A 14,102-nucleotide genomic window follows, 5' to 3' on the forward strand; every position below is an offset into this window, starting at 1 on the left:
GCGCGAAGCAGAACCGGTCTTGATTTGTCCCGCATTAATGGCTACAGCGATATCGGCGATGGTAGCGTCTTCCGTTTCGCCGCTGCGGTGAGAAATCACAGTCGTATAGCCCGCACGATGCGCCATTTGACAGGCGTCCAAAGTTTCGGAGAGCGTACCGATCTGGTTCACTTTAACCAAAATACTGTTACCGACACCTTCTTTGATGCCCCGTTCGAGATATTCCACATTGGTCACGAAAAGGTCATCGCCGACGAGCTGAATTTTATCGCCCAGTGTATCGGTCAGCTGTTTCCAACCGGTCCAATCCGCTTCATCAAGACCGTCCTCAATAGAAACGATAGGATATTTGGCAACCCAATCCGCCCAATAGGCGATCATTTCTTCGGCTGTATTTTCAACGCCTTCAGCGTCCAAGCGATACTTGCCATCCTTGTAGAATTCACTGGAGGCAGCGTCTAGGGCGAGGAAAATATCTTTACCCGCTTCGTAGCCAGCCTGCTTGATGGCCTTCAAAATCACTTCGATAGCTTCCACGTTGGAGCCTAAGGACGGTGCAAAGCCACCTTCATCGCCCACGGAGGTATTGAGACCTTTGCCTTTGAGGACGTCTTTCAGGGCGTGAAAAACTTCCGCGCCCATGCGGAGCGCTTCTTTGAAACAGCATGCGCCAAAAGGCATAATCATAAATTCTTGAACGTCCACATTATTGTCGGCATGTTCGCCGCCATTTAAGATGTTCATCATCGGCACGGGCAGTACATGGCCATTCACGCCGCCGATATATTGGTACAAAGGCAGTTCGAGAGCGGCAGCGGAGGCTTTCGCCGTGGCAAGAGATATGCCGAGCATGGCGTTAGCACCCATGTTGCTCTTCGTTTTGGTGCCGTCCAGTGCGATCATGGTTGCATCGATATCACGTTGGCTCAACGCGTCCATACCGATGAGTTCGGGCGCCAACACATCATTTACATTGGCAACCGCATTCTCAACACCCGCACCCTGATACCGTTCTTTATCACCATCGCGCAATTCCAAGGCTTCATTGGTTCCTGTGGAAGCACCGGAGGGTACAGCTGCGCGGCCCATGACGCCGGAGGACAAAAAGACATCTACTTCCACCGTTGGTTTTCCACGGGAGTCCAGTATTTCACGACCTTCAATTCCGATAATTCTTGTCATTTGATGGGTTCCTTTATACGCTATACTTTATTTTTTGTACTGCAAGCGGATGCGTGCAGGGGACTTTATTATGCAGTTCGGATTGTCCTAACTTAAAGGACTAAAAAATCTTTTTTCTGCAGCTGTGTTTTTTTATTACCTGCGGTACGCTATAACAAACCACGGCTGCGCCGCTCTTGCCTATACTAAATGAGGAGCTTCACATTATTCCGTTTGCGAAGTGTTCCCATCCACTGACGATAGCGCAGACCGGCGATTTTGTTGCGCACCAAGGGTTCCAATTCTGTGCGCACCTCGTTAAAGGGCTTAGAACCCGCTTCTTGGAATTCTTCCACGCGCAGCAAATGCACGCCAAACTCCGTTTCCAAGACTTCGCTCATCTGCCCGGGCTGCAGCGCTTGTATCGCGCTGCCTAAGGGCTCGACCAAGTCTTCCGGTTTTGTCCAGCCCATCATACCGCCTTCATTGGCTTCTGGGCCTTGGGAGTTTTTCCGCGCCAGTTCTTCGAAATCAGCACCGCCTTCAATTTCGGCGCGCAGAGATGCCAGCCGTTCACGGAGCGCGTCTTTGTCGCCCGTACCGCCGCCGCTACTCAAGAAGATACGGCGCACGCGATATTGTGCGGGGAACTCATATTTGGCAGCACTCTCTTCGTAGTATTGGCGCAGATCATTTTCCGAGACCACCGCTTCTTTTTCGAACTCACGCCGCTTTGCCATGCCCACAGACATGGCCATCATCTGGCGGCGCATCCGCTCTCTAAAATCGCGAACCGTGAAGCCGGCGGCGTCCAAAGCCTTTTGAAAACTTTCCGTTGAATCGTACTGTTTGCGAATTTCAGTAATCTGCTTTTCAACATCAGCATCGCTGATTTCAACGCCTGCCTTTTTCGCTTCTTTGTATAGGATAAAATGTTCGATTGCCTGCTCAAGCGCCTCTTTAAATAAAGGCTCCATAGGATCTTCGCCGGCGTCGCTCATAGCGGCAGTACCGTTCTCCTGCAATTTAGGGAGAATCTCCTGCATAATATCGCTTTGCAATATGGGCTCTCCGCCGACAATGGCAACAACGCCGTCCGTATAGATAGGCTCGGCATTCGTGCCGAGACATACCATCAAAAAGGCAAGCAATAGCAGGCTGAAGTACCTGAACATCAGCTTGTTCATGAACCGTCTCCTATAGAATTACAAAGATCGGGCGCTGCGAAGCTTATCCGATTTGTTCGCTTTCTTCTTCCACGAGGGAGGCATCATCATCAATGTGAAGGAATTCTTCAATGTCATCAACGGGAAGTTGTGCCCGCGAACTTTGATAATGTTTACTGCCCGTACCTGCAGGAATTAAGTGACCGATAATCACATTCTCTTTGAGTCCTTCCAGGTAGTCGTATTTACCGCTGATCGAAGCGTCTGTAAGCACACGGGTTGTCTGTTGAAAGGATGCAGCAGCAACGAAGCTATTCGTGCTGAGCGCCGCTTTCGTAATTCCCTGAAGCATAGGTTCCGCTTCTGCGGGACGACCGTCACGGCGGCGCGTCTCTTCGTTCACTTTCGCAAAACGCACCTTGTCCACTTCTTCTTGAGCAAGGAAAGGCGTATCGCCCGGGTCGGATTTGATACGGACTTTACGCAACATCTGCCGAATAATCACTTCAATGTGTTTATCGTCCGTACGCACGCCTTGCAGGCGGTATACTTTTTGAACTTCGTTCAACAAATATTTGCGCAAGGCTTCTTCACCCTGCACTTCCAAAATATCCTCAAGAATAATAGGACCGTCCGTAATACGTTGACCCGCATAAATACGGTCACCGCTATAAACGTTCAGCAGTTTGCCGGGCGAGATCGTGTATTCCCGTTCTTTGCCGACGGGCGGGATAACGCGGACCACTTTGCGGGCGCTGCGCGTTGTCGTGGAAAGCTCAACAATACCGTCGATATGGCTGATGATAGCGGGATCTTTGGGTTCTCTCGCTTCAAACAGCTCTCCCACACGGGGTAGACCACCGGTAATGTCTTTGGTCTTCGCCATTTGCCGTGCCGTTTTACCGAGCAAATCACCGACCACAACTTCATCACCGTCTTTCACCTGAACTTGGGTTCCTGTGGCAAGCGGTGTAAAGGTCAACATCTCTTTGTTTTCGCCAAGAATCGTAATTTGCGGGTGCAGGTTGTGTTTATGTTCCGTAACAACGATTTCTTCCTGTCCAGTCTCAGGATTGACTTCACGGCGTATGGTCGATCCTTGCACCATGTCATCAAGCCGCACGGTACCCGTTTTTTCCGCCACAATATTGATGTTGTAGGGATCTTGGGTAAAGACGGTTTGTCCGCGTGTTACGGTATCACCATTTTCACAATGCAGCACGCATCCGGGAGAAACAGCGATACGCTGGGCTTCTTTGCCGTCCTTATTCAGAATAGCAATTTCGCCGCCGCGATTGACCGCTACGGTGTCGCCGGCGCGATTGACCGCCACACGTACATTTCTAAATTCGGTCACGCCGTTTTCGTTCGCCTTAATATCAGGGCTTTCGACCTGACGGCTGGCGGCGCCGCCAATATGGAAGGTACGCATGGTCAATTGGGTGCCCGGCTCACCGATAGACTGAGCGGCAATAATACCGACCGCTTCACCGATCTCCACCAAATTACCGGTACCGAGGTTACGTCCATAGCAAAGTGCACAAACGCCTTTCACAGACTGACAGGTCAATACGGAACGAATCGTGACACCGGGCAGACCGGCATCTGCAATTTTTTTCGCCGCTTCTTCGGTAATCTCGTCATCAGCGCGAACGACAGGGTCCGGTTCGTTGGGCAAATATAAATCATCGAGTACATAGCGTCCAACAATACGCTCTTGCAGAGGCGCCATCACTTCTGCGCCCTCAACAAGCGCCTCTACCCAAACGCCGTTAATGGTGCCGCAATCGTGCTCTTCAATAGTCACATCCTGCGCCACGTCAACCAGGCGACGTGTCAAATAACCGGCGTCGGCTGTTTTCAATGCCGTATCGGCCAATCCCTTTCGGGCGCCGTGCGTAGAAATAAAGTATTCAATAACACTTAAGCCTTCGCGGAAATTCGAGGTAATAGGCGATTCAATAATATCGCCGGAAGGTTTTGCCATGAGGCCGCGCATCCCTGCTAATTGCCTGATCTGGTCTTTGCTTCCGCGCGCTTTGGATTTAAACATCATATAAATGCCGGTGAAGCCTTGATCTTTGGATTCCAAAGCTTGAAGCATGGCACCGGTGATACGATTGCCGGCAATAGTCCACTCGTCAATAATTTTTTGGTAACGCTCTTTTTCAAGCATTTGTCCATGACGATAGGTACTGTCAATAAGTTTCACCCGTTTTTCGGTCTCGGTGAGAATGCCTTCTTTCTCTTTGGGAACGACCAAATCATCCAACGCAATAGACAATCCCGAATAGGTGGCATATTTAAAGCCGGTCCGTTTCAGCTTATCCAAAAGGGCGACGGTTCGGTGATGACCATGACGGTTATAGCATTTGGCGATCACGTCGCCGATACTGCTTTGGTCTTGTTCACGGTTCACGTCAAGGATGGTAACTTCCGGAGAGAGTTCATCGGCAAGCAACACACGGCCCACCGTGGTGTCCACAATTTCTTTTTCAAAATGGACTTTGATATGGGCGTGAATATCGACACGGCCCGCTTCAAAGGCTTGGACTACCTCGTCACACGACGAGTAGACCTGGCCCGGACGCAAGATATTGCCTTGCGCATCGATCCATTCTTTTTGCCATTCACCTTTCACGCCCGTCGCCTGACGGCTCATCCAGTAGATGCCCAAAACAATATCTTGACTGGGTGCCACAACCGGCAAGCCGTTGGACGGCGCAAAAATATTGGAAGAGGACATCATGAGCAGATGGGCTTCCAGTTGTGCTGCCGGGAAAAGCGGCACGTGCACGGCCATCTGGTCACCGTCGAAGTCCGCATTAAAGGCACGACAGACCAAGGGGTGCAAGCGTATGGCGCTGCCTTCAATCAGCACGGGTTGGAAAGCTTGAATGCCGAGCCTGTGCAGTGTAGGCGCACGGTTGAGCAATACGGGGTGATCGCGGATCACATCTTCGAGAATATCCCACACCTCTTCTTTACCCTGCTCAATAGCGCGTTTCGCCGTCTTCAAGGTAGTGGCATAACCCCGTTCACGAAGCAGATGCACAATGTAGGGTTCAAAGAGTTCTAAGGCCATACGTTTGGGCAGACCGCATTCATGGAGTTTTAATTCGGGGCCCACCACAATAACGGAACGACCGGAATAGTCCACGCGTTTACCCAGCAGATTTTGACGGAAACGGCCTTGCTTCCCCTTCAGCATATCGCTTAAAGATTTCAGGGGACGGTTGCCGCTGGTGCCCAAAACGACGCGGCCATGACGGCCGTTGTCGAAGAGAGCATCAACGGATTCTTGAAGCATCCGTTTTTCATTACGTAAGATCACCTCGGGAGCGCGCAACTCCAACAAACGTTTCAGTCGGTTGTTGCGATTAATCACACGCCGATACAAATCATTGAGATCACTGGTCGCATAGCGGCCGCCATCAAGCGGCACCAAAGGCCGCAGATCGGGCGGGATCACCGGAATCACATCAAGGATCATCCATGTGGGATCATTGCCGGATTTACGCAGTGATTCCACAATCTTGAGACGCTTGATTGATTTGCTCCGCACCAATTGGGAGGTGGCCGTCTGGAATTGGAGATGCAATTCCGCGCTCAACTCATCCAAATCAATTTCCTGTAAAAGGTATTTGATGGCTTCCGCGCCCATAAGCGCCGTAAAGCTGTCCACGCCGTATTCTTCGCGCGCCTCATGATAATTATCTTCGGTTAACAGTTTTTTCTTTTCGAGAGACGTGTCACCGGGATCAACAACAACAAATTGTTCAAAATAAATGATCCGCTCGAGGGCGCGAATGGGCAGATCTAATAAGTTGCTGATCACGCTGGGCGTATTCTTAAAAAACCAAATATGGGAAACGGGAACGGCAAGTTTAATACAGCCCATGCGTTCGCGACGAACTTTCGATTCCGTAATTTCAACGCCGCAGCGGTCGCAGGTTATACCGCGGTGTTTCACTTTTTTATATTTGCCGCAGCCGCATTCCCAGTCTTTCACGGGCCCGAAAATACGCTCGCAGAAAAGACCGTCCTTTTCCGGCTTGAAGGTGCGGTAGTTAATGGTTTCAGGCTTTTTAACTTCGCCTTTAGACCATTTTAAAATTTCTTGGGGAGAAGCGATACGGATTTGGATCGCATCAAAAGTATCACCTGTAGTAGGTACAAATTTCGCCATGGATCAGACCTCCGAAAGTTCGTCGTCGTCGTTTAAGTGGGAATCGGATTTATTCAGTTTAATGACATCCAAGCAAAGGCTTTGCATTTCACGCACAAGCACATTGAAGGATTCCGGCGTGCCCGGCTCAATTTCAGGATCGCCTTTGACGATACACTCATAAGCTTTCGTACGCCCTTGAATATTATCCGATTTGATCGTCAGCAGTTCTTGTAAGGTGTAAGCGGCGCCATAAGCTTGCAGCGCCCAAACTTCCATTTCTCCAAAACGCTGACCGCCGCTTTGTGCTTTCCCACCCAAAGGCTGCTGCGTCACCAACGAGTAGGGACCAATAGACCGTGCGTGAATTTTGTCTTCTACAAGGTGATTGAGTTTCATCATGTAAATTTGACCGACAAAGGAATCATGATAGAGTTCTTCGCCCGTGCGTCCGTCACGCAAATTGATCTTGCCATTTTCAGGCAGCCCCGCCTTCACCATCAGCTCGCGGATCTTATCTTCCGTCACGCCGTTAAATACCGGCGTCGCTACTTTCATGCCGAGCGTTTTCAATGCCCAGCCCAATTGTGTTTCAAGAATTTGACCCACATTCATACGAGACGGCACACCCAGCGGATTCAAGAGAATCTGCAGCGGCGTACCATCCGGCAAGAAAGGCATATCTTCGCGCGCGACAATCCGGGACACGACCCCTTTATTACCATGGCGGCCGGCCATCTTGTCGCCCACAGACATACGCCGCTTAATCGCTACATAAACTTTTACCGACTTGTTGACGCCGGGCTGCAGTTCATCCCCTTTCGTGACCCGCTCAATTTGCGCATCACGAATTGCGATCAGCTTCGCCTCTTCCATAGCGGCAAGATTAACGAGCCGCGACACTTTTTGTTGGGTCTTTTTATCTTCCACTTTTAAGCGGGCAAGCAATGAATAATCAAGGGCGCTCAGCTGTTTCGCACGCACCTTCTTGCCCTTTTCCAAGCAGATCGTGTCTGTATTGAAATCATAGACGTCTTCCATGATTCGCAGACCAACCAAATCCGTTCTGACCAAGGACTCGAAGCTTTCGCGAATCTCCACAATGCGTTGGTTGAAATCGCGCTCAATACGATCCGTTTCCAGTTTCAGACGTTTCTTTGCCTGTTTGACCAGCCCTTTTTATTGGCGGCTGCATATCTTAACGTCTACGACAACACCCGAAGAACCGGTCTTCACATAAAGCGAGGCGTCCCGCACGTCTTCGGCTTTTTCACCGAAAATAGCGCGCAGCAATTTTTCTTCCGGAGCCAGTTCCGTCTCACCTTTAGGCGTCACCTTACCAACCAGGATATCGCCCGCCGATACTTTGGCGCCGATCTTGATAATACCATCCTCATCAAGGTTGCGCAGCTTATCTTCGGGAACATTCGGTATATCCCGCGTAATTTCTTCCGGACCCAGCTTTGTATCGCGAGAATCCATTTCATAGACGTCAATGTGAATGGACGTAAAAACGTCTTCTTTCAGCAAATCTTCGCTCAGTACAATGGCGTCCTCAAAATTATAGCCTTCCCAGGACATGAAGCCCACCAGCACGTTGCGGCCAAGAGCAAGCTCGCCATTATCCACAGCAGGGCCATCGGCTATGATTTCGCCGGCACGAATCTTATCGCCTTTATGAACAATAGGCCGTTGGTTAATGCAGGTATTTTGATTTGAGCGGGCAAACTTCTTCAGATGGTACACATCTTCTTCCGTGCGGAAAGGATTGTCGTTTTTCTTCACTTTCGCCTTCACACGGATGATTTCACTATCAACGTATTCTACTACGCCATCGCGCAATGCACAGACTACGGTCCCTGAATTCTTGGCGGTAACGTGCTCAAGCCCCGTACCGACCAAAGGCGATTCAGATTTTAACAGGGGCACCGCTTGGCGCTGCATGTTCGCGCCCATAAGGGCGCGGTTAGCGTCATCGTGTTCTAGGAAGGGGATCAAGGCGGTCGCCACACTGACCACCTGCTTCGTGGACACGTCCATAAAGTCCACTTCACCGGGCACAACACGGGGGAAGTCGCCTTGACGTCGGCAGAAGACCAGGTCCCGTTTGAAACGACCGTGTTCGTCCAAAGCCGCATTGGCTTGGGCGATGGTGTAGTTGTCTTCGTCGTAAGCCGATAACATTTCTATTTGAGCGGCATCGACTTTTCCGTTTTCAACTTTTCGGTACGGCGTTTCAAGAAAGCCGTAATCGTTGATGCGCGCATAGGTTGCAAGGGATGCCATAAGCCCAATGTTCGGACCTTCCGGCGTCTCAATGGGACAGATTCGTCCGTAGTGGGTGGGATGCACGTCACGCACATCATGACCTGCCCGTTCACGGCTCAAGCCGCCCGGTCCCAATGCACTCAACCGACGTTTGTGTGTCAATTCCGCCAACGGATTAATCTGATCCATGAAATGGGAGAGTTGGCTGCGGCCGAAGAAGTCTTTGATGACCGCATTAACAGGCTTCGGATTGATCAAATTTTGCGGACTCAGATTTTCTTCGTCCTGATAGTTCATGCGTTCGCGGACAGTTCGTTCCATCCGAACGAGACCCGTGCGAACCTGATTGACCAAAAGCTCACCGATAGAACGGACACGGCGGTTGCCGAGATGGTCAATGTCATCGCGGACTCCTTTGCCGGCACGCAAGCCGGAGAGGTACTGCATGGTTGCCAATACGTCTTCCAGTGTAAGCGTTTTATTGTTCTGATCAATTTGCAACCCTAATTTGCGATTGATTTTATAGCGGCCCACAGCAGCAAAATCATAGCGGGTCGCATCGGAAAAGGTGCGTTGGAAAAAGGTGCGGCATGTGGCTGCCGTCGCGGGATCGCCCGGGCGCACTTGCGAATAGTAGTAGCGCAGCGCGTCATCTTCCGTAAGCGTCGTATCTTGCTGTAGGGTATAGAGGATCGAAGGATCTTTATCCAACTCTTCTTTGGGGATAATTTCAAATTCGCGGATTGGTGAATTCATGAGCCGATCGATCATGACCGAAGTCAGCTTATCGCAAGCTTCTGCGATAATCTCGCCGGTCTCGGGGTCGATAATATCATCGGCAAGATAATAGTCTTCCATATCTTCAGGGGCAGTCTTTTTCTTTCCGACATAAAAATAACTGCGCTTAATGGAAACCGTTTCGAAAGTGTAGAAATGCTTCAAAATATCGGTGGGCTCGGCAATGCCAAAGCATTTCAGGAAAGTAGTCGCCAACAATTTGCTGCGCCGATCAATCGTAATCGACAGCACATCGCTCAGGTCATATTCAAACTCAAGCCAAGCGCCGCGATACGGAATGATGCGTGCACTTACCTGCACTTTTCCGTTTTGGTGCTTTTTGTCTTCGAAAGAAACGCCGGGCGATTTGTGCAGCTGACTTACAATAACGCGCTCGGCACCATTGACAATAAAGGTGCCCGTAGGCGTCATGATGGGCAGGTCGCCAAGAAACACTTCCTGTTCCATCATATTTTTTTCGCGCCGCTCACCGGAAGTACCGATCTCTTCGAATTTAACCAAACGCAACAGCGCACGCAGCGACCCCGAATAGGTCATAGCACGATCAAGGCATTCCTGGATGCTATACTTGGGCGGCGTTAAAGAATAACTCACAAATTCGAGATGGGTAAGACCATTGGGGGAGACGATCGGAAAAAGATCATTGAAAACTTCCTGTAACCCTTGATTTTTTCGTTCTTCAGGCGGTGTTTCCCACTGAAGAAAATTTTCATAGGATCTCGTCTGAATCTCAATAAGATCAGGCAAATCAAGGGTGTCGGCGACACGACCAAGAGACACTCGTGTTTCGCGGGGGGCAACAGCCATGTGGATTTCTCCTTCGCGTTGGGTAAGTTGAGCATGAAAAAAACAACGGGGCCCAGGGTATAAGCGCTGTTGTTAGATACACTTCACCTATTTATAGTTTCGCCTATAATAGCAAAAAAGTAAGGCAATGTCAAAATTTCACTACGCACAAGTCCCCAAAGCCACCCACCAAGTCCCGTTATCCGAGCCGCCCCCTCGACGGGGCTCAGAATTACCCGCACTTTTCATAGCTGACGGAAAATTTGCCTCTTTCCGCCCTCTCATCCTTTTAAAACCAAAAAAATCCAAGAGGCAGTGACACGGCACTTTCTCGATGCGGTCCTTGCGTATCAGCATAGTGCGCCATTAATGCACAGCGGTCCGCATCAATAATATGATCGTCCCCTTTTTCATAAACAATAGCGCCCTGAGGGTTTACTCGGTAGGTATGCGCCGCATACTGTGTTTCCCGATCCGGGTCGGGAGGCAGGATGAGCGTTCGTTCCGAGAGACGGCGCTGCAGCAGTTGGGTCATGAACTCTTTCGCGCGACGCCGTGCCCGTTGTCCATCAGGCATAATGTCCACATCAACCAGCGCGCCGAATTCAATGGCATGGACACGGGCGCACCAGTCTAAGCCCTCTGCCATCAGCACGTGCGCCACGGCACGACCATTATTCCCTGCATCAATACCAATGCGCCGGAATTGATAGGCACGGTCAAGAACGCGGATGATCTCCGCCTGACGCGCATAATTAACACCCTCAAGTCGCACGCGCAGCACCTGAACTAAATGGGGCGGTTGATCACTGTACACAACGAATTCGGAAGGGTCGCGGGCATACCCCAAATCGCAGCCCAGATAATAGGATCCCCGCGGGATCCCGGATGGTGCTGCGAATTCGTCCCCCTCTTTCAACACACACAAGACAAGAGGCGTGGCAGTGTCCACGCAAGCAAGATAGTCTTCCAGCGAGAAGACAGCATAACAAGGTTCCCCATGCAACCCCAAGACACGGTGAATATAGCCGGGCGCGCTGCGCCCCCCATACAATTGCGCCAGCTCCGCATCCTTTTCCACTGTGAACTCCGGGTTCAAGCTGCTCGGCCAGTTGTATTGTTCCCAGTCCGATTGTTGCGACATACGATAAAAACCGTTGCGCAGTCCATTGGGCACGCCATAGACCCAGCGCCGCCCGCCGCCGTTCAAGGCTTGATATAACTCACTCCAAGATGGCTCGGTCATCTCCTGCGCCTCATCTACAATTTGCCAGTCCACGTGCATGCCCTGGAAATTAATGCCACGCTGCCCCGCAATGCGCCCCCACAATATGAAATTGTTGGAAAAGCGAAAATGCCAGGAAGGCGAACGGCGCATCTCCACCAATGACGGCGCGAAAGCGGGCGTCGTCTGAAAGCGACGGGTCAGTCGATTCATGAGCGGGAAAAGATGGTTCTCACATTGTGTCGCGATTAGCATTTCCGTGTCCGGACAGGTGACCATCGCCCAACACGCGATGATTTCGATTTCCGCCGTTTTGCCCACGTCGCGGCCGTCACAATGTACCTTACGCAAGGCACGGGATTCCAGAGAAGCCTGTTGATAGGGACGAACCTGCCAAGGCTGTCCGTTACGGTCAGTAATAAAATCGCGGGCGAAACATTCGCGTTGCGCAAGACCCAGCCAACGGGCGCAAGCCTCCTCATCCAAACCTCGTTTCTTAAGTTCCTCTGTTATCCCCGTGGGAAATTGCGAAGATGCCATTATCCTTTCCCCCTCATAGTTTCAATTTTCCACGGATCCGATAAAGATCCACCCCAAGCGCAAAGCTGCGCCGCCTATCATCCGGGCCAGACGCGTACCCGTACACGGCGCCGCCCCCATTGAAGCGCTTTTTTACGACTCTTAAAAAAAACGTCCAGCTTATCGGGCCCTTTGATAGCGCCGCCCCGATCTTCAACGCGGCCATAACCGTAGCCGGGCACATAAATGACCGTTCCGAAAGGATAATAATCCGTATCGGCAGCAAGGGTTCCCGGTCGGGCACGGGTGCCGCTGGCGGTGATCCCCACTTTTTTGGGCTGCCCTTTATTCGGACCTGACGCCACCACCGGCTGCAACAACCAGTTCCGTTTCCAGTTACAGGACTTTTTGCCCGCGTCATAGGCGGTCACTTCCATTTCTCGATTATAGGCCTGTCCCCCGTGGGGCTTTTTCGGAGGGGTCGCACAGGAAGAACACAAAACAAAGGTCATAACAAGCACTGCACCAAGGCAAAATCTTGTCCGAGTCATGATAAAGATCTCCTTTTCCCGGCCGATGCCGCGGCCGTTTTGTCATCTGCCCCCATTATAGTATGACAAGGCTAAGGATTGCGCGAAACACGCCTCACTCCCGCCGACGGAACACCGCTATTTTCCCTACCCCTGCGGCGAAGCGCCGGCAGATTCAGGGGCATGAAGCAAATCCGCCGTTTGCCGCACCAAGGGGAGCACTTTGCCCGCAATGCCCGTGTCAACAGGTGTGCCAAGACGTGCACAGGCATCCTCTAACTCCTTGATCGATTTACGCAGCCGTTCCCGAGTTTTCATTACTTGCTCAAAAAGACTGCCCCGCGCATCTACTTTTTCACTTTCCTCTTCCCCCGGAATAAGACCTTGCTCCCATCGCCGCACCAACAACATATGAACCGCCACGTCTGCAACACGCAACGATAGAAGAGGCGAATATTTCACGTCACAAGAGGCAAACAATTCCTCTACGCCTTGCAAAAAAACATGAATATAGCGGCGCTCGCTCTTGGTTAGCCAAGGCTCACGTCTCAGTATTTTGGTCAACACCATAAACCACTCCTTACTTTAAGACAAAAATTCACATTGCTTATACATGCTCTACTACTATAGATAAACCATTAGCATGATATTAGGAATAATTATTCATTACTCCATTTATATCAAAGACTTAGCGAAAGAATTATCCCTACTGACCGTTATATAGAGGTATACCCATCAGTTTACCCATATATAAACAATTGAAAAATATTTTTAGCCTTGTACATCAAGGGGTTTCGCCATTTTAAGCTCGATATTTTGCACTACGTCTTTTTTGAAGACCCGCGTTTCAACCACTCAATAATAATCGGAAAATCCGGTTTAAAGACACCGACACCCTTTCCGCTTAAAAGCTTGACACCGCGGTACAAGTGATGTATTCTAAGCCCGTTCAAATCACGGTATAAAAAAAAAACCCAAGTAACCGGAAACTCCCATGATAAAAAAAGTGATCGTCATTGGATTAATAAGCCTCGTTTTATGCCTCCTCTTCTTGCTAGGTACGGAAGGCGTGCTTCGCGTAGCCGGATACGGGGAATCGCACCGCTTATTTCTCGAATATCCGCAGGCATCCCAGCCGTCGTATCGGATCAATACCGCCTTTTATTATCAATACTTCCCGGCTCCCATAAAGGCCTCCCTTGAACATACCGTAGAATGGGGTTGGCCGATTCCCAAAAGAAAAGATGACGACACCTATAGAATTTTCGTTTTCGGTGGTTCTGTGGCGGCAGGCGACTCCATGGATAGTGCCTTCAGTTTTACACGTATCCTTGAATGCATGCTCAGAGATTCCTTTCCCAAGCTTCATTTTGAAGTTTATAATCTTGCATGTCCCGCGTTGAATTCTCACGTCATGCGCGCTGCCGCTAAAGAACTGGCAGCGCTAAAGCCAGATTTTTTCGTCGTATACATGGGACATA

General features: G+C 50.6%; 7 protein-coding genes and 1 pseudogene. 1 reads left to right on the top strand and 7 read right to left on the bottom strand.

Annotation, left to right across the window (positions count from 1 at the left end; translation table 11 throughout):
- From eno to GX117_06945, 7 genes and pseudogenes are all read right to left on the bottom strand, one after another.
- The coding region (eno, locus tag GX117_06915; GenBank protein ID NLO33069.1) for a phosphopyruvate hydratase at positions 1-1,182 on the bottom strand (1,182 nt) is incomplete at its 3' end.
- A gap of 185 nt (positions 1,183-1,367) precedes the next feature.
- Positions 1,368-2,348, bottom strand: coding sequence for a hypothetical protein (locus GX117_06920; protein ID NLO33070.1), 981 nt, complete (start codon positions 2,346-2,348; stop codon positions 1,368-1,370).
- A 43-nt stretch (positions 2,349-2,391) separates the two neighbouring features.
- Complete coding sequence (rpoC, locus tag GX117_06925) at positions 2,392-6,516, bottom strand: DNA-directed RNA polymerase subunit beta' (protein ID NLO33071.1); 4,125 nt, start codon at positions 6,514-6,516, stop codon at positions 2,392-2,394.
- Between the two features lie 3 nt (positions 6,517-6,519).
- Positions 6,520-10,368 (bottom strand): annotated as a pseudogene (gene rpoB / locus GX117_06930) (DNA-directed RNA polymerase subunit beta).
- Positions 10,369-10,636: 268 nt separating this feature from the next.
- The gene (locus GX117_06935; GenBank protein ID NLO33072.1) at positions 10,637-12,112 is read right to left on the bottom strand and encodes a hypothetical protein; all 1,476 of its coding nucleotides are present in this window, start codon (positions 12,110-12,112) and stop codon (positions 10,637-10,639) included.
- A 77-nt stretch (positions 12,113-12,189) separates the two neighbouring features.
- Positions 12,190-12,528, bottom strand: coding sequence for a hypothetical protein (locus GX117_06940; protein ID NLO33073.1), 339 nt, complete (start codon positions 12,526-12,528; stop codon positions 12,190-12,192).
- A 240-nt stretch (positions 12,529-12,768) separates the two neighbouring features.
- Complete coding sequence (locus GX117_06945; GenBank protein NLO33074.1) at positions 12,769-13,191, bottom strand: hypothetical protein; 423 nt, start codon at positions 13,189-13,191, stop codon at positions 12,769-12,771.
- Between the two features lie 424 nt (positions 13,192-13,615).
- Here GX117_06945 and GX117_06950 point away from each other — a divergent pair.
- Positions 13,616-14,102, top strand: a 487-nt coding sequence (locus GX117_06950; GenBank protein ID NLO33075.1) for a hypothetical protein, incomplete at its 3' end; no start/stop codon positions are given.

The sequence above is a fragment of the Candidatus Hydrogenedentota bacterium genome (assembly GCA_012523015.1).
Classification (GTDB): Bacteria; Hydrogenedentota; Hydrogenedentia; order Hydrogenedentales; family CAITNO01; genus JAAYBJ01.

Bases quoted from the DNA above. Each gene is read 5' to 3' on its own strand.
- GX117_06945 (NLO33074.1), bottom strand. From the start codon at position 13,191: ATGGTGTTGACCAAAATACTGAGACGTGAGCCTTGGCTAACCAAGAGC.
- GX117_06935 (NLO33072.1), bottom strand. From the start codon at position 12,112: ATGGCATCTTCGCAATTTCCCACGGGGATAACAGAGGAACTTAAGAAA.
- GX117_06940 (NLO33073.1), bottom strand. From the start codon at position 12,528: ATGGAAGTGACCGCCTATGACGCGGGCAAAAAGTCCTGTAACTGGAAA.
- GX117_06920 (NLO33070.1), bottom strand. From the start codon at position 2,348: ATGAACAAGCTGATGTTCAGGTACTTCAGCCTGCTATTGCTTGCCTTT.
- rpoC (NLO33071.1), bottom strand. From the start codon at position 6,516: ATGGCGAAATTTGTACCTACTACAGGTGATACTTTTGATGCGATCCAA.